This window comes from Mesorhizobium sp. M8A.F.Ca.ET.057.01.1.1 (assembly GCF_003952565.1).
Taxonomy (GTDB): Bacteria; Pseudomonadota; Alphaproteobacteria; order Rhizobiales; family Rhizobiaceae; genus Mesorhizobium.
In genome coordinates this window covers 789748-814092 of sequence record NZ_CP034454.1, presented here as the reverse complement: position 1 = coordinate 814092, position 24345 = coordinate 789748, and the positions used below count along the sequence as shown (strand labels likewise).

The window sequence follows — 24345 nt, the reverse complement described above, 5'->3', positions numbered from 1 at the left end:
GTCTGAATCGTCCGTTCTGTCGTCCAAAATCCACCTGCTTGCCAAACGGAACAATGTTCCGTATAATGTGGAACATGGATCCGGTTAGGCTGAATAGCACAGCAAGGCGGTTTTAGCCACAGCCAAGCACGAGGAGAAAACATGCAGTATCGCCCGCTCGGACGGACCGGCATCAAGGTCAGCCCTTACTGCCTGGGCGCGATGATGTTCGGCAGCATCGCAAACCCGGATCACGACGAATGCATCCGCATCATTCACAAGGCCTTGGATTTTGGCATCAACTTCGTCGACACCGCCGACAGATATAGCAATGGCGAGTCGGAGGAGATCGTCGGCAAGGCGCTGAAAGGTCGGCGCGACAAGGTCGTGCTGTCCACCAAGGTGAACGGCCCCATGGGCAAGGATCCGAACAGCCAGGGCAATTCGCGCCGCTGGATTATTCAGGCGGTGGAAGCGTCGTTGCGCCGTCTGCAGACCGACCACATCGATCTCTACCTCATACATCGCCCTGCACCGGACACCGACATCGAGGAAACGCTCTCGGCACTCACCGATCTGATGCGCGCCGGCAAGGTGCGCGCGATCGGATCCTCGACTTTCCCGCCCTCCGAGATCGTCGAGGCCCAGTGGGTCGCCGAGCGGCGCGGGCTCGCCCGTTTCCGCGTGGAGCAGCCGCCTTACTCGATCCTCGATCGCGGCATCGAGCGCGAAGTACTCCCCGTCTGCGAGCGCTACGCAATGGGAGCGATGGTCTGGAGCCCATTGTCGAAAGGCCTGCTCACCGGGCGCTATCGCAAGGGGCAACCGCTGCCCGACAGCCTGCGGGTGAAATACATGCCGAGGCAGATGTCCGATGAGCGCAGTCTGGATGCGGTCGAGCAACTCATCCCGCTGGCTGAAGAGGCGGGGCTGTCGCTCACCCACATGGCGATGGCTTTCGTCATGGCTCATCCGGCCGTGACGTCGGCCATTCTCGGGCCACGTACGATGCAGCATCTCGACGACCTGCTCGTCGGCGCCGAGGTTCACCTCGGCGACGAGGTTCTGGACCGGATCGACCGGATCGTCCCGCCCGGGACCGACGTCGGCTTGAACGAGGCCAACTACAACCCGCCGGCGATCCTGCAAGCCGATCTGCGCCGCCGGCCGACCGCCGAACGCGCCGCTGCATAAATCCTGAACAACCGTCGAAGGAGAGATCATCATGCTGGATAGACCCGTCGCCTTGGTCACCGGGGCCAATCAAGGAATAGGCCTTCAGATCGCCAGGGATCTCGTGGCGCACGGCTTCACCGTGCTGGTCGGATCGCGCAATTTCGAGCGCGGCGAGGCGGCGGCCCGTGATATCGGGCAGGGCGCGCGCGCATTCCAACTCGACGTGACGGATCAGGCTTCGATCGCCGCCGCGGCGGAGCGTATCCGCAATGAGCTTGGCCGCCTCGACGTGCTCGTCAATAACGCCGCCATCTCGAACACCAGCAAGCGGCCCGGCCAATCCATCGAGGACTATGCCAAGCTGACCCGCCCGAGCAACGTGTCCCTCGACGAAGTGCGCGCGGTCTGGGAGACCAATGTGTTCGGCGTGCTTGCCGTCACCCAGGCCATGCTGCCGCTGCTGCGCGAAGCGCGGGCAGCCCGCATCGTCAACGTGTCGAGCGGCGTCGGTTCGCTGACACGCAATGCGGACCCGGCCTTCCCCTACCGCTCGATCTTCGGCCCGGTCTACCCCGCGTCCAAGACGGCGCTCAACGCCATGACGTTGGCCATGGCGATCGAGCTGGAGCCGACCGGAATCAAGGTCAACGCCGTCTCGCCGGGCTTCACCAAAACCAACCTCAACGGCTATGCCGGCACCGAGACCGTCGAGCAGGGCGCCCGCGAGGCGGTGCGTGTCGCGATGCTTGGCCCGGACGGCCCGACAGGGACGTTCACGCACGCAGAACTCGGAACGATTCCCTGGTGATCCGGATACCGCTCTCAGGGCTTGTCCGCCGTTGCCGGGACAATCTGCCGCGTTGCGGCGTCCATGGCTTGCGGAAAATTGCTATAATTTCGAACTGATCGCCAAGACGTACCGGCGGCATCCCCCGCGAGGGGGATCGGCTGTCATCCCCGCCACACGCCCTCTTTCCTGAGATCATCCATCGTGCGTGAAATGCCTTCGCGCAGGATCGCCACCATGTCGTCGATCTGCTCGCGCGTGATGATGAGGGGCGGCGACATCACGCACATGTTGATCAGTGGCCGCACCAGCAGGCCAAGTTCGTGGCAGTGGGCGTCGATGCGCTTGCCGACATCCTTGTCGAGTTGCAGTGGATCCTTGCTTTCGCGGTCGGCGACGCATTCCACGCAGCCCATCAACCCCACGCCGCGCACCTCGCCGACCAGCGGCAGCTCTTCCAGCGTCTTCAATTGCGCCTGGAAATAGGGCGCGACCGCCTGCGTGTGGGCAAGCACGCTTTCCTCCAGCAGGTCGAGATTCTTCAAGGCCACCGCGCAGCCGACGGGATGGCTGGTGTAGGTCAGGCCATGGCCGAACAGCGCGTCGGGATGGTTGGACCGGCGCAGGTTTTCCAGCAGCCGTTCGGAAATGATGACGCCGCCGAGCGGGAAATAGCCTGAGGTGACGCCCTTGGCGAAGATGATCATGTCGGGATCGATGCCGAACACATCGCCCGAGGCGAACACATGGCCGAGCCGGCCGAAGCCCGTCACCACCTCGTCGGAGACGTAGAGGATGTCGTTGTCACGGCAGATCTCGCGGATGCGCTTGAGATAGCCGTCGGGCGGCACGACGACGCCGCCGGACGCCTGCACCGGTTCGCCGACGAAGGCGCCTATTCTGTCGGCGCCGACGCGCGCGACCGTGTCGCGGAACTGGTCGACGAGGAAATCGGTGAAGGCGGCAACGCTCATGCCTTGAGGGCGCCGGAACGGATCGGGCGAGGACAGCTTGACCACCAGTTCGTCCGCGCCGTCCATCCAGTCGCGATCGCGGGGACGGCCATTGAGCGAGGCCGACAGATAGGTCGAGCCATGATAGGCGCCCCCTCGGCTCAGGATCAGCTTCTTTTCAGGCCGGCCACGCACATTGTTGTAGAACTGCATGAAGCGCAACGCCGTCTCGACCGCGGACGAACCGCCCGTGGTGTAGAAGACATGGCTGAGATCGCCTGGGGCATGGCCGGCGATGCGTTTGGCAAGCTCCGCCGATGGCGCGTTCATCGTGTACCAGGGCGTGTTGTAGGACAGCGCCATCGCCTGGTCGTACATCACCCTGGCGAGTTCCTCTCGACGATGGCCGACATTGACGCACCACATGCCGGCAGGCCCATCGATCAGCCGCTTGCCGGCGCTGTCGGTGATGTAGATGCCATCGCCCTCGCCGATCAGCGCGCGCGCTTCCGAACCGACGGAACCGGCATAAGGCCAGGGCTGGATGAGATGACGCTTGGCCAGTTCGGCCGCATCGTCGTTGCCAGGACCTGCCGTTTCGCGTGCCTTCAGATCTCTCACAGCCGCCATCATCGCCTCCACATCATCCGTCGAATTTCCCGGGCATCAATCCGGTCCGCCATGGCCGAAATCGTCGCTCTGCTCGCCTGATCTTGAATGTCCGTTCAATCAACATTGCAGAATTAGCGCTTGATTTCAATCCGCGGATGCGCGCATGATGAAAGAAAGCCGGCAAGGGGAACATAGCCGGCGCCAGCCCAATGGGATGCCGTATGGCGGGACAGTCCAGGCCAGCAACCGAGATCGCACCCGGAGCCCTGCCCCCGGTGCCCTGCAATGACGGTGGCTGCGGAAGGGTCGCCCTCGTTGCGCATGTCGCGGGCCAGACGAAATGCCCTTCTGCGATCCGAGCCCGTACAGGGCTTTGCCTTGATCAGCCCGACCTTCCTCTACGCACTCATCCTGCTGGTCCTGCCGATCCTGGTGGTCATCGCCCACTCCTTCTGGACCCAGCACTACCTGACGATCGACCGCACCTTCACATTGGAGAACTACCGTGTCGCGCTGACCGAGCCGATCTACCGCGATCTGTTGTGGCGCTCGCTCTACATCTCGCTGACGGTCAGCCTGTTCACCGTCGTCCTCGCCTACCCGATCGCCTACTTCATTTCCTTCCATGGCGGCCGTCACAAGAGCCTGTGGCTGTTCCTCATCACCATACCGTTCTGGACCAGCTATCTCTTGCGCGTGATGTCGTGGAAGGTCATCCTGGGCTATAACGGCGTCTTGAATTCCGGCCTGATGGGCCTGGGCATCATCGACGAACCGTCGACGGCCCTGCTCTACAATTCGAGCGCCGTCATCATTACCCTCACCCATGCCTGGGCGGCCTTCGCCATTCTGCCGATCTTCGTTTCGCTGGAGAAGGTCGACCGCACGCTGGTCGAAGCGGCTACCGATCTTGGCGATGGCCCCCTGCGCTCGTTCCTGCGCGTGACCTTGCCGCTGTCGGCGCCAGGCATCATTTCCGCGGCGCTGATCGTCATGATCCCGACGGTCGGCGACTATGTCACGCCAAAGCTCGTCGGCGGCAAGGACGGCGTCATGATCGCCAACGCGATCCAGGCGCAGTTCGGCAAGGCCGCCAACTGGCCGCTCGGCGCCGCACTTTCCGTTACCACCATGCTGATCGTCTCCCTGATGGCGGGCGCCACGGTGCTGATCATCCGCACCTTGCAAAGGATGGCGCGATGAGGGCGCGGCGCTTCCTGCCGGGCGGCTGGCTGTCGGCCTATGCGTTCCTCTACATCGTCTTCCTCTATTTGCCGGTCATCTTCCTGCCGATCTTCTCGATCAACACGGCGGCGACGCCGAAATTCCCGCTGACCGGCTTCACCCTGCAATGGTACGAAGACCTGCCGCGCACGCCGGCGCTGCTCGACGCCACCTGGAACAGCCTGATCGTCGGCGTCTTGGCGGCCATCCTCTCCACCGTACTCGGCATCCTCGCCGCCCGCTCGATCACCCGCTACCGCTATCCCGGCCGCCGCGCCATCAACGGGCTGATCATGGCGCCGCTTGTGCTGCCGGAAGTCATCGTTGCCATCTCCATGCTGCTGGTGATGCTGCAGTTGGGCCTCAGCCTTTCGCTGTTCACCGTAGTGCTCGGCCACGTCCTGGTCTGCATTCCCTATTCGATGACGGTGCTGACCTCCGGCTTCGAGGGTTTCGACCGCAGCCTCGAGGAAGCCTCCGCCGATCTCGGCGAAAGCGCCTTCGGCACTTTCCGGCGGGTGACGTTGCCCATGGTGGCGCCGGCGATCATTTCCAGCCTGCTGGTCTGCTTCACCATCTCGCTGGACGAGTTCATCATCGCCTTCTTCCTGACCGGCACCGAGGCGACGCTGCCGATCTACATCTGGGGCCAGTTGCGCTTCGCATCGAAACTGCCCGGCGTGCTGGCGCTCGGCACGCTGCTTTTGGTCGCCTCCTTCCTGCTGATGACGATCGCCGAAATCCTGCGTCGCCGCGCGGCCAGACGCACCCAGAACGAGGGAGGCCTCTATGCCTGAGCAGCCGCGGATCGAGCGCCCTCACGGGGACAGGATCCAATCCGAAAGACCGATGATCGAGATCCGGAACGTCACCCGCAGTTACGGAGCGTTCAAGGCGCTGGACGACGCCTCCCTGACCATCAGGGAGGGCGAGTTCTTCTCGCTGCTTGGCCCCTCGGGTTGCGGCAAAACCACGCTTTTGCGCATGATCGCCGGCTTCGACAATCCGACCAGCGGTTCGATCGCGGTCGGCGGCCAGCCCATGGAAGGCATCCCGGCCAACCGCCGGCCGACCAACATGGTGTTCCAGAGCTACGCGATCTTCCCGCACCTCAATGTCGAGCAGAACGTCGCCTACGGGCTGAAGCGGTTGAAGCTGCAGGGCGGCGAGGAGAAGCGCCGGGTTGAGGAAGCACTGGCGCAGGTCTCGCTCACCGGCCTCGGCAAGCGGCTTGCCACCGAGCTTTCCGGCGGCCAGCGCCAGCGCGTCGCGCTTGCCCGCGCCCTCGTGATGCGGCCAAAAGTTCTGCTGCTCGACGAGCCGCTGTCGGCGCTTGACAAGAAGCTGCGCGAGCAGATGCAAGTCGAGTTGCGCCGCCTGCAGCAAGCGGTCGGCATCACTTTCGTGCTCGTCACCCACGACCAGTATGAGGCGCTCGCAATGTCCGACCGCATCGCCGTGATGTTCGGCGGCAGGATCGCGCAGGTCGCCTCCCCAAAGGAAATCTACCAGCGCCCGGTCAACCGCCAGGTCGCCGACTTCCTGGGCGGCATGAATTTCGTCAAGGCCGAGATCGTCGAGGAGAACGGCGCATCGCTGGTCGTCGACACGCTCGGCTTCGGCCGCATCAAGACCGACAAGCCCAAGGCCTTCGTGCGCAATGGCGGCGCCGCAACGCTGGGCATCAGGCCTGAGCGGCTGCGCGTGCTATGGGACAATGCGAAAGCCAAATTCGAGGTCGCCGGCAAGGTGGTCGAGCGCCACTATTTCGGCGAGATCACCCATCTGATCGTCGAAATCCCGGGCCTGGAAAAGCCGCTGTCGGTGACAGAGACCAACGATTTCGGCGCCGACGATATTCCGGTCGGCACCCCGATCCGCCTCGCCTATGATCCCGAAGCCCTGGTCGCGATGGCCGACTGAACATCGGCGATGATCCTGCGCGCCGCGATGCGCCCGGCCACGATCGCGCCTTCGACATAGCCCGGGAATGACGGCGACAATTCCGACGAAGCGAAATGCAGCGGCGGCGCACCGGCAAGAATGGTGCGCTCGGCATCTCTCGCCGTCGCATCGATGATCAGGTCGCTATAGGCACCGCCGCTCCAGCCATCGTGCGTCCAGTCGCGGCGGCTGAAATCGAGACTGTCCGCTGCCTCCGGACCGAGCGCCTCCACCAGCCTCGTCGTCACCTGCGCCCGCAGATCCGCCTCGCCGAGTTCGTGCCAGCCCAGCGCCAGCGGCCCGCCAATGAAGACGACAAGCGCCGCATGATCGGGATCCTTGCTGGCGTCGCAGGCAAACAGCCCCGGCAGATCCCGCCACATCACCATCCCGCTCAAATCCCGCTCGCGCCAGAATGGCCTGGGATAGCGCACCAGGATCTTGATCACGGCGCCGCTTTCCCAGGCGCCGAGCGCCCTGTCCAAGGCTGCTGGCAAGGGGGGCGTAAAATCGAGCTTCGCGGCTGTCGCCGGCGGCACGGCCACCAGAACGGCGCGTGCTTCGATCACGCCGTTGCTCGAGACAACACGAACCCCTGGCGCACCATATTCGATGCGGATGGCCGGTTCACCCAGCCTCACCCAGCCGCCGAGATCATCAGCCAGATCGTCGGCTACCGACTGCATGGTCTCGCGCAGGGAATATTGCAGCTCCGGCACCTCATTGGTGATGCGCCGGTCATTGTCGATCAGGTACCAGAGCGGCACCTTCTCCAGCGCCAGGCACCACAGGCCCTCGATCATCGACCGGAAGGCCGCCTTGGCGTCAGCCGTGTCGTTCTGGCCATCGAGCCAGTCGGCAACGGTCAGGCCTTCGATCGCGGGATCGTCGGGCTCGATCCCGTTCATGCGTTCGCGGATCGCCATCGAGGCATGATAGGTCCGCTCGGCTCTCGGGACCGACATCGCCGGATGGGTGATGAAATCGCCCTCGACGTAGGTCTCGACAAAGGTCTTGCCCTGAGCCCGGGCCAGTTCCATCAGCTGCGGCATGTCCTCGCACAGGAACTGGCCGCCGCTGTCGATGCGCTCGCCAAGTCCGTTTCGCATGGCCTCGACGCGGCCGCCGACGCGATCGCGGGCTTCCACCAGCACGAAATCGACGCCGGCGCGCTTCAATTCGATCGCGGCCGAGAGGCCGGTGAAGCCGGCTCCGACGATGACGACGCCGGTCCTTTCGGTCTTGTCGCTCAATAGCCGGCCTTGATCTTCTCGAACTCGGCGACCATGCGCTGCTTCATCTCCGGCGCGACGGGCTGCTGGAACAAGGTCTTGTCGAGGAACTTGTCGAGATTGTCGAAGCCGCGGTCGGCCAGCACCTTGTGGTCGATCGCAGCCATCCCGGCGCCATTGCCGTGGCCGTAGCCGAAGGTCTTGACCATATAGTCCGACACGCCGGGTGCATTGACGGCGCTGAGGAAATCATAGGCCTCGTCGAGCTTGCCTGGCGCATCCTTCATCAGCACGTAGCCGCACACCCAGGTCGAAATCCCTTCGTTGGTCTCGCGGTTCATCGCGATCGGCAGCCCCTGTCCCTTCAGCGTCACGAAGGTCTCGTTCCAGCCCCAGACGAGATCGACCTCGTTGCCGATAAAGGCCTGGTTGAGGTCGGTGTCGTCGGTCCAGTAGAAACGGATGTTCTTGTGCACGTCGCGCAGGAAAGCGGACGCCTGCTTGAACTGGTCGTCGGTCATCTTGGTCCAGTCCTTGAGACCGATGACCAGGCTCGCCAGCGCATAGGCATCGTCGACATTGTCGCCGATGGTGACGCGGCCCTTGAACCGCGGATCGGCGAAAATCTTGAGCGACTGTGCCTGTTGGGCCGTCACCTTGTCGGTGCGGTAGAGGAGCGAGGTATTGCCCCAGTCGAATGGCATGAACCAGGCCTTGCCGTCGGCGGTAACGGCGAGATCCTTCATCGACATGATACCGGGATTGAGGTCCTTCCAGCCGGCGATCCTGGACGTGTCGAGCGGCTGCAGCATGCCGGCCTCGCGCCACTTCACCACGCTTTGCGAGCAGGGATGCGCGATATCGGCCTTGAAGCCTGCCCGCATCTTCTCGAAGGCCTCGTCCTCGTCGCCGAAGAAGGCAAAGGTCGGCTCCGCGCCGTATTTGGTCGTGTACGCCGGATGCAGCAGCGGATCCCCATAGCCCGACCAGTCGAATACGACGAGGTCGCCGCCGCCTTCGGCGAGCGCGTAAACCGCGCCGGCGCCAACCATGCAGGCGGCGGCGACAACAAGGCTGCGAAGCATGGAATTCATGGTGCGAAAAACTCCCCCATCGCCAAAGATGTCGAGAGCGAGGTTAGGCAAATTCAAGCGCTTTGGCGAGCCCATCCGCCGCTGCCGGCGCACGGACGGGCTCGGCAGGCGAAGACTAATAGCCCGCTTTGATCTTCTCGAACTCGGCGATCATCTTGAGCTTGAGATCTGACGGCAGCGGCTGCTGGAACAGCGTCTTGTCGACGAATTTCTGCACATCGTCATAGCCCTTTTCCTTCAGGACGGCCTGATCGACGCCGGCCATGCCCTTGGCATTGGCCTGGCCGTAGCCCCAGTCCTTGACCAGCACCTTGGCGATCTCCGGATCGTTGACTGCGTTGAGATAATCATAGGCCTTGCCGATGTTGCCGGGCGCATCCTTGAACAGCACATAGCCGCAGACCCAGGTCGAGATGCCCTCCGCCGTGTCCTTCTTCGACTTGATCGGGACGCCGGCTGCGACCGACTGCACGGTCGCATCGTTCCAGGCCCAGGCGAGGTCGACCTCGCCGCCGCTCAGAAGCTGGACGACGTCGGTGGTATCGGTCCAGTAGGAGCGGACATTCTTGTGCACCTGGCGCAGGAAGTCGGACGCCTGCTTGAACTGGTCGTCGGTCATCTTGGTCCAGTCCTTCAGGCCGATGGCGAGGCTCGCCAGCGCATAGGCATCGTCGACATTGTCGCCGATCGAGACCCGGCCCTTGAACTTCGGATCGGCGAACACTTTCAGCGACTGCACGTCCTTGTCGTCGATCTTGGAGGAATTGTAGGTGAGCTGCGTATTGCCCCAATCCCAGGGCATGAACCAGGCTTTTCCGTCATCGGTGGTGGCGAGATTCTTCATCGCCATGATGCCGGGATTGAGGTCCTTCCAGCCCGTGATCTTCGAGGTGTCGAGCGGCTGCAGCAGGCCAGCCTCGCGCCATTTGACCACGCTCTGCGAGCAGGGATGGCCAAGGTCGGCCTTGAAGCCGGAACGGACCTTCTCGAACGCCTCGTCCTCGTCGCCGAAGAAGGCGAAGGTCGGCGAATCGCCGTTCTTCTCGACATATTTCGGATGGAAGCCCGGATCCTCGTAGCCGGACCAGTCGAACACGATCAGATCCTTGTCGGCGGCGATCGCCAAGGCCGCGGCCGAAGCCGCCAGTGCACCGGTCAGCGCGAGCGTCAGTGTCAGGCGTCTAGTCAGTGTCTTCATTGCTGTTCCATCCTCTGTGGTTTTCTTATGGTTTCGTCTTTTCTTATGATTTGGTTGTTCCGGCGCCCTTCAGCGGGTAGTGCCTGGGGAAAGCCGCCGACAGGAATTCGTTCGCCGCCTGCAAGGAGGTCTCGCGGGTCGTGTTCTCGGTCCCCATCATCAGCCGCAGCCAAAGCCCTTCCAGCATCGCACTAAGCGCCAATGCCATGACCTGCGGCTCATAGGCGTAGCCGCCGCTCTGCTTGAGCGTCGCGCAGAGCTCGATGAAGATGTCCTGATAGACGACGTCGCGGGCGCTGCTCAGCGCCTGGTAGGTCGGCCGTGACTTGGCCTCGCCCCAGAAGGCGCACCATGCGGCGAGCTTGCGCTTGTTGCAGATCGAGCGGTCGAAATCGGCAGCGACCAGGGCCTGGAGTTGGTCGGCAGGATCGTCGCCTGCCTTCTGCAGGGCATTGCGCCAATGCGCCGAATACTCGTCATACATGTGCTGCAGCGTCGCGACGAGCAGCTTTTCCTTGCTCTCGAAATGAAAGTTGACGATGCCGCGCGACAGGCCGGCGCCATCGGCGACGTCGGCCATTGTCGTTTCCGAATAGCCTCGCTTGGCGAGCGAATCGATCGTCGCCTCGATGAGCTGAAGCTGCCTGACCTCCTTCGAGGCCTTGCGCCCGCGCTTCTCGGATTCGGCTTTCCGCGCCGGTTCAAGGAGCGCGTGCCTGGCATCTGCCGTTTTCATGCGTGTGATGGTCTCCAGCATCGCCGGCTATCGCTTTGCATCCGGCTTCGACCCGCGAAGATGAGTGGGACGGTGCTCTCCACTGTCAAGCACCTTCTGCATGGCTTCCCAGGTTCGTATGTTCTTGTCGACATAGGCCGCGCCCACCACGGCGGCAACGGCCGGATAGAGCGGTCCCTTCAGCCTTTCGAGCTCCCCTCGCGCCACCTCGCGGTACCAGGGATTGCGGTCTCTGACGGTGACATCGGCAAAACCGGCGCCACGCATCGCCTTCGCATAGCGCGCCGGCGAGGCCATGGCGAAGGACAGCCCCTCGGCTGCGATGTACGCCTTCATGTCGGGCGATGGTTCGCCGTCATGCGAGATCATCCAGTTGGAGGCGGCAAAGACCCCGCCCGGCTTGAGCACGCGGAAAATCTCGGCGAAGAGCCCGTCCTTGTCGGGCACATGCAACAGCGCATCCTTGGAAAAGACGACATCGAAGGAGCTGTCGGCGAAAGGCAGCAATCCCGGAGGCGCCTGAACGAAGCCGGCGCGCTCGCCAAGGCCACGCGCGGCGGCGCGCTGTCTGGCCGCCGCGATCACCGGCCGTTCGACATCGAAGCCGGTGGCGTGGGCCGCGCCGTGACGCTCGACCAGATGCAACGTGATGCCACCGCAGCCACAGCCGATATCGAGGACAGTCTTGCCCTTGAGCGAAAGCCCCTCGACCACCCGGTCGACCTCGTCCGGCCCGCCTGGCGACAGGTAGCCATCGCCCCACAGCGCCTCGAGGAAGCGGATGGCAGTGTCGTCATACTCCGGTTCGGCGTCTGCCGCTTCGATCATCAGCCCTCGGTCCCCAATCGACGGAATGCTCGGTTCGAACGCCGGCGAAGCGTAGCGCACATGCGGGAAAACGCAACATCATTTGTTGAACATTCATTCAGAATGGCTGGACAGAATGGCTGATGCCGTGCCAAATTCCGCGCATTCGGGAACAGATCACGCAAAAATGAACGGCGGGTCGCCTAAGCAATTCCAGGAAAAGTGTGGGCGATTTTCCCCGGGAGAAGCGCATAGCGCTTCCCCTTGGGAATTGCGCAAAACAGGGAGAACTGGGCCACAATGAAAGCTTGGGATGCGATCGTCATCGGCGGCGGACATAACGGTCTGGTCAATGCCTGCTACCTCCAGCGCGCCGGTCTCGACGTGTTGGTGGTGGAGAAGAACGACTGGGTCGGCGGTGCTGCCACCAGCCGGGAGCTGACGCCAGGCTTCCTCTACTCAAACTGCTCCTATGTCTGCTCGCTGTTCCGCCCCGAAATCATGCGTGACCTCGAACTGCCGCGTTTTGGCCTGCAGGTCATTTCCTATGAGGGCGGCGCGGTGTTCACGCGCGACGGCGACTACCTCGCCAACTACCGCGACCACGACGCGCACCGGCGCGAATTCGCCCGCTTCTCCAAAAGGGATGCCGAAGCCTATGACCGCTACTCTCGCGACGTGACGCGCCAGTGCCGCTTCATCCAGCCGCTCTTGATGCGCACCGCGCCGGACCCGACCAGTCTGCGGCCGCGCGACCTCGGCGAACTGCTCTATCTCGGCAAGAAATTCGCCGGTCTCTCCGCCGAGGAAATGGCGCTGACGCTGCGCTTCTGGACCATGTCGATCTCGGAATTCCTCGACGAATATTTCGAGACCGACGTCATCAAGGCGAACTTTGCTTTGTCCGGCATCATCGGCACGGCACTCGGACCGATGTCGCCTGGCACCGCTTACGTGCTGTTGCACCACTATATGGGCGAGGTCGACGGTTCGGTCGGCGCCTGGGGCTATGCGCGCGGCGGCATGGGCGCCGTCACCAAGGCGCTGGCAGCCTCCTTCAAGGCCTCCGGCGGCACGATCCGCACCGGCGCCGAGGTCGACCGTGTGCTGGTGAACAGAGGCAAGGCCAAGGGCGTCGTTCTGGCCGGCGGCGAGGAGATTTACGGCAAGCTGGTCGTCTCCAATGCCGACGTAAAGCGCACCTTCCTGAAGCTGGTCGAGGAGAAGGAACTGCCCGACATCTTCCTGCGCCGGGTCAAGAACTTCAAGATCCGCGGCTCCTCAGGCAAGGTCAACATAGCGCTCGATTCGCTGCCGGAATTCCCGGCGCTGCCGAAGGACTCGCCGGTCTATCGCGGCGACATGCATTTCACCGATTCCATTGAGCGCATGGAGCGCGCCTATGACGACTGGAAGACCGGCCGCTGGTCCGCCGACCCCTTCCTCGACATGGTGATCCCGACGACGCTCGACCCGACCATGGCGCCGCCGGGAAAACACTTCATGAGCTGCTTCGTGCAGTACGCGCCGCCCAAGGTGAACGGCCGCGAGTGGACCGATGCCGACCGCGACGGTTTTGCTGAAAGCGTGATTGCGCAGATCGCTGAATACTCGCCGGGGTTTCGCGATCGCATCGTCCACATGGAGGTGCGTACGCCGCGCGAAATCGAGGCCGAGGTCGGTCTCACCGAAGGCAACATTTTTCAAGGCGAACTCACCTTCGACCAGCTTCTGTTCAACCGCCCGGTACCGGGCTACGCGCAGTATCGGTCGCCGCTCAGTGGGCTCTATATGTGCGGTTCCTCGACCCATCCCGGTGGCGGCGTCATGGGCGCCCCCGGCCGCAACGCCGCGGCCGAAATCCTGCGCGATCTCGCAAAATCCACCTCGCATATGAGCCCGGCCCATGACGTTATTTGATGGCATCGTTATCGGTGGCGGCCACAACGGGCTTGTCGCTGCCGCCACGCTGGCGAAGGCCGGCCGCAAGGTGTTGGTGCTGGAAGCAGCAGCCGAACTCGGCGGCGCGGCGCGCACCGAGGAATTCGCGCCCGGCTTTCGCGTCTCGTCGATCGCGCATGTGCTGAACCGGCTGCACCCCGATGTGATGAAGACGCTGGAGCTGGAAAAGCACGGGCTGCAAATCGCCCGCGCCGATTTCCTCCCCTCGGTGTCGCTGTCGAAGGACGGCCCGGCACTGGTCCTGCATGGCGCCTATGGCGAGGTGCTGACCGGCGCCAGTTCCGCCGAGCAATCGGCTTGGAAGGAGCTGCGCGCGCAACTGCTGCGCTATGCCGGCATATTGAAGCGGTTCCTGCCGCGCCGGCCGCCCGATGTTGCCGGCATGTCGCTCAAGGAGACCGCAGCGCTCGGCCAGACCGCCTTGGCGCTGAAGAAACTCGGCAAGGAAGACATGCGCGACTTCCTGCGCGTGCTTCTGATGAACGTCGCCGACCTGCTCGACGAGCAGCTTGCCGACGACAGGCTGAAGGGGCTGCTCGCCTTCGATGCCACGCTCGGCAGTCATCTTGGCCCGCGCTCGCCGACCTCGCTGCTCGGCCTCTATTATTGCCTGGCCGGCGAAACCGGCGGAGCCGCCGGCGCGCAGATCTTGCCCAAAGGCGGCATGGGTGCGGTGGTGACGGCCATTCACGCCGCCGCCGAAAAGGCCGGCGTCGCGATCCGCACATCGGTGCCCGTCGCACGGATCATTGTCGAGAAAGGCCGCGCCGTCGGGGTCGTCCTCGACAATGGCGAGGAGCTTCGCGCCAGGACGATCGTCTCCGCCATCAACCCGGCGACCACCTTCCTCGATCTTGTCGGACCACGCGCGATCGATACCGGCTTCACGCGCAAGGTGAAAAATATCCGCATGAAGGGTGATGCCGCCAAACTTCATCTGGCGCTCGACCGGCCACCGCAATTCACTGGCGCCGATGCCGCCGACCACCAGGGGCGGCTGGTCATCGCCCCCTCCCCCGACCATGTCGAGCGTGCCTTCAATCCATGCAAATATGGCGAATTCTCGCACGAGCCGGTGATGGAGGTCACCCTGCCCAGCCTTGCGGACCCGTCGCTGGCGCCAGACGGTGCCTGCGTGCTGTCAGCCGTGGTGCAATACGCGCCCTATCAGTTGAAAGACGGTTGGGATGCCGGCAAGCCGAAATTCGTCGAGGCAATCATGGCGCAGTTGGAAGCCTACGCGCCTGGCATCGGCAAAACCGTGCGCCATACCGAACTACTCACCCCTGCCGACATCGAGAAGCGCTACCGTATGCCCGGTGGTCACTGGCATCATGGTGAACTGCAGGCAGATCAGATGCTGATCTCGCGTCCTGTCTCCGGCTGGTCGGGCTATGACACGCCGCTCGACGGCCTTTTCCTGGCCAGCGCCGGTTCGCATCCCGGTGGTGGTGTTTCCGGTGCGCCCGGCTTGAATGCCGCGCGGCGCATCATAGCGATGAAGGGGTAGGTTATGGCTCAGGCAACCAGGAAGACGCCCGTTGCAACGACAGTCAATGCGGCTGTTTCTGCCCGCACGCTGGCGCAAACCCACTTCCGCACGCTGCGTCTCGGCACGCCGTTCCAGCCGCGCCTCGAAGCACTGGCCAAGACCCAGGACTGGTACAATTGGGCCGGCTACCGCGCGCCGCATTCGCTCTGGGACGAGGAGCTCGAATATTTCGCCATCCGCAGCCAGGCAGCGCTCTTCGACATCTCGCCAATGACCAAATACCGCATCGAAGGCCCGGATGCCGAAGCCTTCCTCGACCGCGTCACCTTGCGCGATGTGAGCAAGCTCAAGCCCGGCCGCGTTCATTACACCGCGTGGTGTGACGATGAGGGTTTTGTCCTCGACGACGGCACGCTGTTCCGACTTTCGCCAACCTGCTTCCGGCTGTGTTCGCAGGAGCGGCATCTGCCCTGGCTGCTGGACAGCGCCCTTGGTTTCGACGTCACCATCGTGGAGGAAACCGACGCCGTCGCCGGGCTCGCCTTGCAGGGCCCCACATCTTTCGCCGTGCTGCGCGATGCTGGTTTCGCCGGTGTCGAGAAGCTGAAAATATTCGACCTCGCCGAGTTCCCGCATGACGGCGGCGCGGTCATCATTTCACGCACCGGCTTCACCGGCGATCTCGGCTACGAACTGTTCGTACCGGCCGACAAGGCGCTCAGCCTGTGGGATCGGCTGATGACGGCAGGCGAACTGCTCGGCATCAGGGCCATCGGCTACACCGCGCTCAACCGCGCGCGGCTCGAAGCAGGGCTGATTGTCGCCAATGCCGATTTCACCACCGCCGAACACGCCATCCGGGCCGACCGCCTGCGCATGCCCGACGAGATCGGGCTCGGCTTCATGATCGATCTGGAAAAGGCTCATTTCAACGGCCGCCGCGCCATCCTCGAAGCGAGGACAAAACGCAGGCTGCGCCATGTCCTGGTCGGGCTGGAGATCGAGGGCAACATCCCGGCCGAACACGCGATCGTCTACCACAAGAAGAGCCAGGAAGTCGGCCTGGTCAGCGCCGCCATGTGGTCGCCCATGGCCAAGCGCAGCATCGCCATCGCCTCGCTGGCGCGGCCCTATGGTGATACTGTCGTGGAAGACCTCTGGGTCGAGATCTACGCCATGCGCGAGCTGCAGTACCAGAAGCTGATGAAACGGGCCAAGGTCGTGGCGCGACCCTTCATCAAGCTCGACCGCCGCACCGCCAACCCGCCGGCGGATTTCTGAGCATGGCCGAGGAAGCGGAAGGCGAAGCCGCCGAACAGTGGGAACTGGTCAACACGCCGCTCGGCGAAAAATGGTCGGGCCGTACACGCTATGCCGCCGCCATGTTCTTCTACAAACGCGACGAGATGAGCGCGGAGACTTTGGAGGTCTACCGCATCTGCGCCAGGCTCGATTCGGAGAACCCGTTGCCGATCATTCGCGACCGTGGCGTCGGCAAGGATTGGCTGAAGCGTATGGGCTTCGACAAGTAGTGTCGGCTCAGCCGATCGTGCGTTCGAGCATGCTTAGCCAGTTGCGGTAGGCGATCTTTTCGATCAGCGCGCGGCCGAAGCCACGCGCCGCCAGCGCATCGATGAGTCTCGGCAGACCGGCGACATCGCCGATGACGGCCGGGATCATGGCGCCGTCGAAATCCGAGCCGAGACCGACCCCGTCCTCGCCCAGAGCCTGCAGCAGGGAATCGATATGGCGCACCATGATGTCGAGGCTGGTGTCGGCATTCATGCGACCGTCCTCGCGCAGGAAGCCGGTGGCGAAGTTGAGGCCGACCATGCCGCCCGACTCGCGGATCGCGCCGAGCTGCCAGTCGGTCAGATTGCGCGAATGGCCGCAGATCGCGTGCACATTGGAATGGGTGGCGACCAGCGGCGCATCGCTGATTTCAGCGACATCGCGAAAGCCCTTCTCGTTGAGATGCGAGAGGTCGATCATGATCTTCAGTTCGTTGCAGGCCTTGACCAGCGCCTTGCCGGCATCGGTCAGGCCGGGTCCGGTGTCGGGCGAGGACGGAAAGCGGAACGGCACGCCGTGGCCGAACGCATTCGGCCGGCTCCAGACGATGCCGAGCGAACGCAGGCCCGCGGCATGTAGAACGTCGAGCATGGTGAGTTCGGGATCGATCGCCTCGACGCCCTCGATGTGGAACACTGCGGCAATCGTGCCTTGCGCCATGGCATTGCGCACATCGCCGGCACTGCGGCAGATCGCCAATGCGCCGGCGCGCTCCAGCCGGAACAGGATGGACGCCATCGCGATCGTCGAGTTGAGCGCATCGACGCGCGGAACCTCGGGCGGCAGCGGCTCGCTGTCGCTCGGCGCCGAAGGCACGGCGCTGCGCCGCGCTTTCTCGACGGGCGGCGGAAAGATGGCGAACATGCCACCGGCGAATCCGCCGGCCTTGGCCCGCGGCAGGTCGATATGGCCGCCCGATTTCCCTTCGACGAACAGCTTTTCGACGTCGCTGTCCTTGGACTGATAGAGCCTCAGCAGCGTGTCGTTATGGCCGTCGAAGACGGGGACGAGGTCGGATTCGGTCATAGGGGGGTCATTCGGTTCGTTCATCGGCGCGGGAGCGATATATCATACCCACTTAGGCAAGATGTGCTACCCGCGCAAATGACAAAGCCTGTCCGACCTATTGCTTCAGCACGTCGGCCCATTCCGGATGGCGGCGGAACTGGGCGTTGGCGAACGGGCAGAGCGGGATGATCTTCTTGCCCGCTGCCCGCGCATCCTCGACGGCGCGAGTGACGAGCCGAAGCCCGGCGCCCTGGCCGCGAAAGGCGTCCGGCACTTCGGTGTGGTCGATGATGAGCTGGTGCTCGCCGATCTTGGTGAAGGTCATCTCGGCCTCGGCGCCGCCGGCGCCGCGCAGGAAGTAGCGACCCTTGGATCCGCGATCCTCAAGTTCGATCTCTGGCAGTTGATCGGGCATCTCTCTAGACTCCTTGGGCGACACCGGCAAAAAGCCGCCGCGCCGCCTCGATTTCGTTTGGCCGCACCTCGTGCCCGCCTTCGTGCCACTCCACTGTGACATCGGCGCCATCGGCACGCAAATAGGCTTCGAGCCGCGCCGTCAGGTTCGGCGGGCAGATCGGATCGCGCCTGCCGGCGGTCACCAGGATGTGACGGCCAGCAAGGCTGCCTTTCACCTCCGGCTCGAACGGGATCAGCGGATGCATCAGCACCGCGGCGTCGAACAGGTCCGGGGCTTCGAACACCAGCGAGGCCAGGATATTGGCGCCGTTGGAATAGCCGAGGCCGAGCACGGCCGATGGCGTCGCCGCCTCGACATGCGCCTTGACGAATTCAGCCATCTTGCCCGTCGCCCGCGCCAGGTCGTCCATGTCATAGACGCCCTCGCCGGTCCGGCGGAAGAAACGCGCGGCGCCTTGTTCTGAAACATCGCCGCGCGGCGAGATGATGGTGGCCTGGGGCGCGAGATCGCGCCCCAGCGAGACAAGCTGGCTCTCGTCGCCGCCCGTCCCATGGAAGACGAAGAGCAGCGGACCACCCGGCGAACCGGGCAGCACCTTGTGGATGAAAGCGTCCTTGCTCATCGCTCAGCCCTCCAGCTTCTGCAGATGCTGTTCCAGATAGGGCCGCAGGTGCTGATGCTGGGCGGGCAGCTTCAGCGCCTCGCCGAGATGGGCGGTGTCCTCATCACGGTCAAAGCCCGGCTCGTTGGTGGCGACTTCGAACAGCACGCCACCTGGCGTGCGGAAATAGATCGCCCAGAAATAGTCGCGGTCGATCACCGGCGTCACGCCATAGCCTGTATCCATGAGCGCTTTGCGCACTTCGAGCTGCTTGGCGCGGTTCTCGACGGCGAAGGCGACATGATGGACGGAGCCGGCGCCGAGATCGGCGAAGGGGGCCGTCGGCAGCGATTCGATGTCGACGACATCGGCGCCGTTGCCGTTCTTGACGGCGAGCCGCCTGACATTGCCTGACTTGTCGACTTCCTCGTAGCCCATGAACTTCAAAAGCTCCTCGGTGGCGCCGCCATCCTTCAGCCTCAGCGAAACCGAATGAAAGCCGCGGATCGCCTCGTCAGCGGCAACACCGCCCTTCACCCAGGGCGCTCTGGTGTCGGCCTTGTCCTCGACGAGGGCAAAGCCGTCGCCGTCCGGGCCGTCAAATCTGAGCCGCTTCTGGCCAAAACTTTCCTCACGGGCGACATTGGCTACGCCTTCGTCGTTGAAGCGTTTTTCCCAATAGGCCAGCGTGCCGTCCGGCACGGAGTAGACCGTGGTGCCGACTTCGCCGACGCCATGGCGGCCTTTGCCGATGTTGGGAAACGGAAAATAGGTCATCACCGAACCCGGCGTTCCGACCTCGTCGGCATAGTAGAGATGGTAGACATCAGGCGCGTCGAAATTGACCGTCTTCTTGACCCGGCGCAAGCCGAGCTTGTGGGTGAAGAAATCATTGTTCTGCCGTGCATCCCTGGCCATCGAGGTGACGTGATGCAGGCCCTTGATCTGGTCGAGCATGGTCTCTGCTCCTTCCCTTGGTGTGTGTGCGGCCCTCGCCGCTGTCCACGCCAATATGAGGACACGATCTGTTGGGGCAAAGGCCGCAAACACAGAATGGACTGTGCTGTAAAAGTGAACAGTGACAAGACACTCGTTCACCATTCTGCCAACGGCCCTGGCCTTGCGCGGCTGATGGAATCGGTTCCATGTGCGCATTCGAACGTGCTGGGAAGGGGTAGCGCAAGTGACTGGAAAAGGCAGGCGGCCAAATGTCCTCCTCATTACCTGTGACCAGTGGCGCGGCGATTGCCTGTCGGCTGCCGGCCATCCGCAGGTGAAGACGCCGAATGCCGATGCGCTGGCCGCCGAAGGTGTGCTGTTCAAGCGCCACTACGGCGGCGCTGCTCCGTGCTCGCCCGCGCGTGCCTGCCTTTACACAGGCCTCTACCAGATGAACAACCGTGTCTGCCGCAACGGCACGCCGCTCGATGCCCGCCACGGCAATATTGCGCTTGCCGCGCGCAGCGTCGGTTACGATCCGACCTTGTTCGGCTATACCGATGTGTCGCTCGACCCGCGCCAGCTGGCACCGGGTGATCCACGATTGCACAGCTATGAAGGCGTGCTGCCCGGCTTCACGGTGCGCCAATTGCTCCCCGAACATCAGAAACAGTGGCTGTCATGGCTGAAGCAGCAGGGCATCGATGCCAGCGCTGGAAGTCCCGACATCCATCGTCCCGTGGGGGAGGCCGATGGTGCGGTGACTGAAGCGCCACCCGTCTACTCAAAGGACCAGACGCCAACGGCTTTCCTTGCCGGCGAATTCATCCGCTGGCTGGGCGAGCAAGAGGAGACGGCGCCATGGTTTGCCCATCTTTCCTTTATCAGCCCGCATCCGCCCTTCGTCGTACCGGAACCCTACAACACCCGATACGATCCGGCGGACGGCCCGGCTTTTCACCGTGCGGAAAGTTGGCGAGCCGAAGCTCAGGGCCACCCCTACATCGCCTATGATCTTGACCGGAAAAACCGCGCAAGTTTCCGCCCCGGCGCCACGGGCAAGGTACACGACTGGAGCGAGGATGATTTCCGCCGCATCCGAGCCAACTATTACGGCATGATCTCCGAAGTCGACGCGCAGCTCGGCCGCCTGTGGCAAGCGATGAGGACCGAAGGCGCCTGGGACAACACCATCATCGTGCTCACCTCCGATCACGCCGAAATGATGGGCGACCATTTCATGCTGGGCAAAGGCGGTTATTTCGACGGCAGCTATCACATCCCGCTGATCATCCGCGATCCACGCCATCGCAAAGCCGCCGGCAACACTGTCGATCGCTTCACCGAAGCGGTGGACATTTTGCCGACGCTCATCGACCTGCTCGGCGTGGCTCCCGAACCGCATCTTGACGGGTGCTCGCTGAAACCCTTCCTGAGCGGTGGAACTCCCGCCGTTTGGCGCGACGCCGCGCACTGGGAGTTCGACTTTCGCTCGATCGCCGACGGAGAAGCCGAACGGCACTTCGGCCTTACCTCGCGCCAGTGCAACCTCGCTGTCATCCGCACACAAAAATTCAAATATGTGCATTTTGGCGGTGGCTTGCCGCCTTTGCTCTTCGACATGGAGAACGACCCTGGCGAATTGAAGAACCTCGCCAGCAGTCCGGCACATCGCTCCACCCGCCTGGAATTCGCCGAAAGGCTGCTTGCCTGGCGGGCCGAACACCTCGACCAGTCGCTTGCACTCTCGGAACTGACGGAAAACGGGGTGGCTGGATATGCAAGGTCGCAGGCAGGGCGGTAAGGGATTTCCCCTACCGCCCGTACTTGCCTACCGAACGATCAGACGCTGCTCGTCGCGCTTCTGCGCGTAGGAGCCCTTGTCGTAAGCCGCTTGCTTCTCGAGCTGCTCCTTGGTGAAGGTCGTATAGAGGTACTTCTTGCCGTCCTTGTCGGTCATGAACTTCAAATTGTCCATGCCGACCGCGACCTCCTTCGAACCGATGCCGAGGAAGCCGCCGACATCGACGATCACGGCATCGGTTTTCTTGTCGGGCGCCAGCACGACATCGCCGATCTCGCCGACCTTGGCGTCGTTTGCGCCATAGACTGTCGTACCCTTCAGATCGTCGCCCCTGATCTCGCCGACCGGCATCTCCGTAAGCTTCGACTTGTCGATGGCCGCGGTCTTTGTCTGGTCGGGAGCTGTGGCGTCAGCCGGCGCCGCCGCCGTCTTGTCCGCCGGAGCGGCAGCAGGAGCTGTCGCGGTGGCTGGCGCGGTTGCGGCCGGCTCGTTCGATGCCGTCGTAGCTGGCGCCGGATCATAGGCCTTGCGGTTGAAGTCCGGCTGCGCCTGCAGTTCTTCCTTGGTGGTCTGCGCAACGAGCCAGCGGTCGCCATTCTTCTGTGCCCACTGCGCCTTGGCGAAATCATAGGCGACATTCTTTTCGCCCATGCCAAGGAAGCCGCCCACGCCAATAATCAGCGATTGCGCCTTGCCTTCCTTGGTCAGCACGATGTCGTTCACGTCGCCGATCTTCTGGGCGTCGTCGCCTGTGCCGTTGTAGACATTTTCGCCGATGATGTTTGTGGCCAAATTGCCATCAGCCTGTTTCACCGGTTCCGCCTTCGCTTCTGCCGGCTTCTGCGCGGTGTCGGTGGACGTGGCCGGGGCAGTCGTCGATGCGGCCGGGACCGGCGCATAAGCCTTGCTGTCGAATTCCGGATGCGCCGTCAGCTCGTCCTTGGTCGCCTGCGCGACCAGCCAGCGGTCACCGTTCTTCTCGGCCCATTGCAGCTTGTCATAGTCGAAGGCGACGTTCTTGGTTCCGACGCCAAGGAAGCCGCCGACGCCGATGACGACGGATTTCACCATGCCGTCCTTGTCGAAGACGACATCAGTGACCTTGCCGATGTTCTCGGCATTGTCGCCAGTGCCGTTGTAGACGGTTTCGCCGATGATATTGGTGACGATGCTGCCCTCAGCGTGCACCACCGGCGCGGCCGGCTCCTGGGCCGCAGGCTGCTTCGCGGGAGCCGGGGCTGCAGTGCTTTGGGCGAAGGCACCGGTTGCGACCATTGTCGCAAGGGCGGTCGTGGCTAAAAAGGTGCGGATCATGATAGTCTCTCCTCGTGCTGATTTCGTGCACGCCGCGCCCGGTTGAACCGTCGCTGGGGAGATCGGACGCGGCATCTCTACAGGTTCACAACGTCGTGACCATGCTGTTGTTCCCACGAAGCGAATGCCCGCTACCCAGCTTCGAATCCGGCCTGGATTGCGGCGCAACCGGAACCTTTCCAAGTCCGCAGCGTTTCAGCCTCCGGCTGGGCGCGTCCTGGTCAGGTGTGATTGACCAGCGGAGCGGGGCATGAAATTTGCAGCGGTGCTGAACCGAGATGGCGGCACCTTGCGCACCACCGATATCTCGGCTTTCTCCGACCGGATGCGTCAGACGCTGGAATCGGCGGGCCACTCTCTCAGCATCGATATCGTTGCCGGCAAGGATGTCGTGGAAACCCTCGACAACGCCGTGTCACGCTGCACCGTCGATGTCGTGCTCGCCGGCGGCGGTGACGGCACCATCTCGGCCGCGGCCGCGAGGCTGATGGGCAAGAAAAAGGCGCTCGCCATATTGCCGGCCGGCACGATGAACCTGTTCGCGCGCGGCCTCGGCATTCCACAGTCGCTCGATGCCGCGCTGAAATCCTTCGCCGACGGCGAAATCATCGCGGTCGACATGGCCACGGCCAATGGCCAGCCCTTCGTTCACCAGTTCTCGATCGGCATGCATGCCAAGATGGTGCAGCTGCGCCAGGGGATGGAATTCGGTTCGCGCCTGGGCAAGATCAGGGCTTCGGCAAAGGCGGCCTGGGCAACGATCAAGAACCCGCCAGCGATGAACGTCACGCTCAGCATCGGCGACGCCGAGGTGACGGCGCGCATATCAGGCATCGGCGTCACCAACAATCTGTTCGGCGAAGGCCATTTGCCTTATGCCGACAATCCTGCCGGGGGCGTGCTCGGCATCTATGTGACGGTGGCGCAGCAACGCGCCGAACTGGTCAAGGTCTTGTTCGACATTGCGCGCGGCAAGTGGCGCGACAATGAGCATGTCGAAATCCACCAAGCAGACCGTACGGTGCTGAAAATCCATTCCGGCGGCAGAAAGTTCCGGGCCGTCATGGATGGCGAACTGGTCAGGCTCGATCGTGAGACGACCATCGAAATCCATCCCGGAGCGCTCAACGTCCTGGTGCCGGCCAGCATCGCCGAGGCAAAGGCTGCGTGATACGGATTCGAACCACGAAAGCCAAAAATCTAGCTGCTCGGCGCGCTTCCTTGCTCGGTCGCCGGTGTCTTGGCCGCCCGGCCATAGATTTCAGCGATACCCCAAGCCGCGAAACTCAGGAGCAGCGCGGCGATCAGGATATACAAGACATGCCAGCCCCACCGCCCCTGACGCGCTTTGTTTTCGGGAATGGTCTTGGTCATGATCGGCTCTTGTCTCGATTTGCGCCGGCTGACGCGTCCGGCAAAACATGGTCGAGTAACGGTTCCTCGCTAGGATGGTTCCAGGCAAGCCGGACCAGTGCCGGCGAAGAGACCAACAA

At 63.3% G+C, this 24345-nt stretch carries 23 protein-coding genes; 11 read left to right on the top strand and 12 right to left on the bottom strand.

Features of this window, described 5'->3' with window-relative positions; genetic code table 11:
- Nucleotides 1-141 precede the first annotated feature (141 nt).
- A complete protein-coding gene (locus tag EJ077_RS03750) occupies nt 142-1173 on the top strand; it encodes an aldo/keto reductase (protein ID WP_208699728.1) in 1032 nt (343 codons plus the stop codon).
- Nucleotides 1174-1204: 31 nt separating this feature from the next.
- Nucleotides 1205-1963 (top strand): SDR family oxidoreductase, encoded by a 759-nt coding sequence (locus EJ077_RS03745; RefSeq protein WP_208699727.1) that lies wholly within the window; start codon nt 1205-1207, stop codon nt 1961-1963.
- Between the two features lie 143 nt (nt 1964-2106).
- Here EJ077_RS03745 and EJ077_RS03740 read toward each other — a convergent pair whose 3' ends face one another.
- On the bottom strand, nt 2107-3525 hold the full coding sequence (locus EJ077_RS03740) for an aminotransferase (RefSeq protein ID WP_208699725.1): 1419 nt from the start codon (nt 3523-3525) through the stop codon (nt 2107-2109).
- Nucleotides 3526-3792: 267 nt separating this feature from the next.
- On the opposite strand from EJ077_RS03740, the gene EJ077_RS03735 reads away from it, so the two are divergent.
- Genes EJ077_RS03735 through EJ077_RS03725 form a run of 3 tightly spaced genes read left to right on the top strand, consistent with a single transcriptional unit; the run spans nt 3793 to nt 6654 of the window.
- Nucleotides 3793-4710 carry an ABC transporter permease gene (locus EJ077_RS03735; RefSeq protein ID WP_208699723.1) on the top strand — a complete coding sequence of 306 codons (918 nt, stop codon included), beginning with the start codon at nt 3793-3795 and terminating at the stop codon, nt 4708-4710.
- Complete coding sequence (locus EJ077_RS03730; RefSeq protein WP_208699721.1) at nt 4707-5528, top strand: ABC transporter permease; 822 nt, start codon at nt 4707-4709, stop codon at nt 5526-5528. The genes EJ077_RS03735 and EJ077_RS03730 overlap by 4 nt, the downstream gene beginning before the upstream one ends.
- Nucleotides 5529-5580: 52 nt before the next feature.
- A complete protein-coding gene (locus EJ077_RS03725; RefSeq protein WP_208699719.1) occupies nt 5581-6654 on the top strand; it encodes an ABC transporter ATP-binding protein in 1074 nt (357 codons plus the stop codon).
- On the opposite strand, the gene EJ077_RS03720 is transcribed toward EJ077_RS03725, so the two are convergent.
- The 5 genes from EJ077_RS03720 to EJ077_RS03700 all read right to left on the bottom strand — a co-directional run bounded on the left by EJ077_RS03720 (nt 6618) and on the right by EJ077_RS03700 (nt 11763).
- On the bottom strand, nt 6618-7928 hold the full coding sequence (locus EJ077_RS03720; protein ID WP_208699717.1) for a flavin monoamine oxidase family protein: 1311 nt from the start codon (nt 7926-7928) through the stop codon (nt 6618-6620). The genes EJ077_RS03725 and EJ077_RS03720 overlap by 37 nt on opposite strands.
- Nucleotides 7925-9001, bottom strand: a complete 1077-nt coding sequence (locus EJ077_RS03715; protein WP_208699705.1) for an extracellular solute-binding protein — start codon at nt 8999-9001, stop codon at nt 7925-7927. Before EJ077_RS03715 ends, EJ077_RS03720 begins: the two co-directional genes overlap by 4 nt.
- Nucleotides 9002-9116: 115 nt before the next feature.
- Nucleotides 9117-10199, bottom strand: a complete 1083-nt coding sequence (locus tag EJ077_RS03710; protein ID WP_208699703.1) for an ABC transporter substrate-binding protein — start codon at nt 10197-10199, stop codon at nt 9117-9119.
- Between the two features lie 43 nt (nt 10200-10242).
- Entirely contained in the window at nt 10243-10935 is a 693-nt protein-coding gene (gene betI, locus EJ077_RS03705) for a transcriptional regulator BetI (RefSeq protein WP_245458627.1), read from the bottom strand.
- 27 nt (nt 10936-10962) lie between these two features.
- A complete protein-coding gene (locus EJ077_RS03700) occupies nt 10963-11763 on the bottom strand; it encodes a methyltransferase domain-containing protein (RefSeq protein ID WP_208699699.1) in 801 nt (266 codons plus the stop codon).
- A 279-nt stretch (nt 11764-12042) separates the two neighbouring features.
- Between EJ077_RS03700 and EJ077_RS03695 the strand changes: the two genes are divergently transcribed.
- The 4 genes from EJ077_RS03695 to EJ077_RS03680 are packed head-to-tail and all read left to right on the top strand — an operon-like array spanning nt 12043 to nt 16728.
- Nucleotides 12043-13662, top strand: coding sequence for a phytoene desaturase family protein (locus tag EJ077_RS03695; RefSeq protein ID WP_208699697.1), 1620 nt, complete (start codon nt 12043-12045; stop codon nt 13660-13662).
- Complete coding sequence (locus EJ077_RS03690) at nt 13649-15214, top strand: phytoene desaturase family protein (RefSeq protein ID WP_208699695.1); 1566 nt, start codon at nt 13649-13651, stop codon at nt 15212-15214. Before EJ077_RS03695 ends, EJ077_RS03690 begins: the two co-directional genes overlap by 14 nt.
- Before the next feature lie 3 nt (nt 15215-15217).
- The gene (locus EJ077_RS03685; RefSeq protein WP_208699692.1) at nt 15218-16477 is read left to right on the top strand and encodes an aminomethyltransferase family protein; all 1260 of its coding nucleotides are present in this window, start codon (nt 15218-15220) and stop codon (nt 16475-16477) included.
- A gap of 2 nt (nt 16478-16479) precedes the next feature.
- Complete coding sequence (locus EJ077_RS03680) at nt 16480-16728, top strand: hypothetical protein (RefSeq protein ID WP_208699690.1); 249 nt, start codon at nt 16480-16482, stop codon at nt 16726-16728.
- Between the two features lie 7 nt (nt 16729-16735).
- Here EJ077_RS03680 and EJ077_RS03675 read toward each other — a convergent pair whose 3' ends face one another.
- From EJ077_RS03675 to EJ077_RS03660, 4 genes are all read right to left on the bottom strand, one after another.
- The gene (locus tag EJ077_RS03675) at nt 16736-17794 is read right to left on the bottom strand and encodes a dipeptidase (RefSeq protein ID WP_208699688.1); all 1059 of its coding nucleotides are present in this window, start codon (nt 17792-17794) and stop codon (nt 16736-16738) included.
- Between the two features lie 97 nt (nt 17795-17891).
- Nucleotides 17892-18191 (bottom strand): GNAT family N-acetyltransferase, encoded by a 300-nt coding sequence (locus EJ077_RS03670; RefSeq protein WP_135882118.1) that lies wholly within the window; start codon nt 18189-18191, stop codon nt 17892-17894.
- A 4-nt stretch (nt 18192-18195) separates the two neighbouring features.
- Nucleotides 18196-18816, bottom strand: a complete 621-nt coding sequence (locus EJ077_RS03665; protein WP_208699686.1) for an alpha/beta hydrolase — start codon at nt 18814-18816, stop codon at nt 18196-18198.
- A gap of 3 nt (nt 18817-18819) precedes the next feature.
- Nucleotides 18820-19752 carry a VOC family protein gene (locus EJ077_RS03660; RefSeq protein ID WP_208699684.1) on the bottom strand — a complete coding sequence of 311 codons (933 nt, stop codon included), beginning with the start codon at nt 19750-19752 and terminating at the stop codon, nt 18820-18822.
- A 226-nt stretch (nt 19753-19978) separates the two neighbouring features.
- On the opposite strand from EJ077_RS03660, the gene EJ077_RS03655 reads away from it, so the two are divergent.
- Complete coding sequence (locus tag EJ077_RS03655; RefSeq protein WP_208699682.1) at nt 19979-21538, top strand: alkaline phosphatase family protein; 1560 nt, start codon at nt 19979-19981, stop codon at nt 21536-21538.
- A gap of 27 nt (nt 21539-21565) precedes the next feature.
- Here the strand turns inward: EJ077_RS03655 and EJ077_RS03650 are convergent, their stop codons facing one another.
- Nucleotides 21566-22852 (bottom strand): PRC-barrel domain-containing protein, encoded by a 1287-nt coding sequence (locus tag EJ077_RS03650; RefSeq protein WP_208699680.1) that lies wholly within the window; start codon nt 22850-22852, stop codon nt 21566-21568.
- A 250-nt stretch (nt 22853-23102) separates the two neighbouring features.
- Between EJ077_RS03650 and EJ077_RS03645 the strand changes: the two genes are divergently transcribed.
- Complete coding sequence (locus EJ077_RS03645) at nt 23103-24023, top strand: diacylglycerol/lipid kinase family protein (protein WP_208699678.1); 921 nt, start codon at nt 23103-23105, stop codon at nt 24021-24023.
- A gap of 29 nt (nt 24024-24052) precedes the next feature.
- Here the strand turns inward: EJ077_RS03645 and EJ077_RS03640 are convergent, their stop codons facing one another.
- Entirely contained in the window at nt 24053-24226 is a 174-nt protein-coding gene (locus tag EJ077_RS03640) for a hypothetical protein (RefSeq protein WP_208699676.1), read from the bottom strand.
- Between the last annotated feature and the right edge of the window lie 119 nt (nt 24227-24345).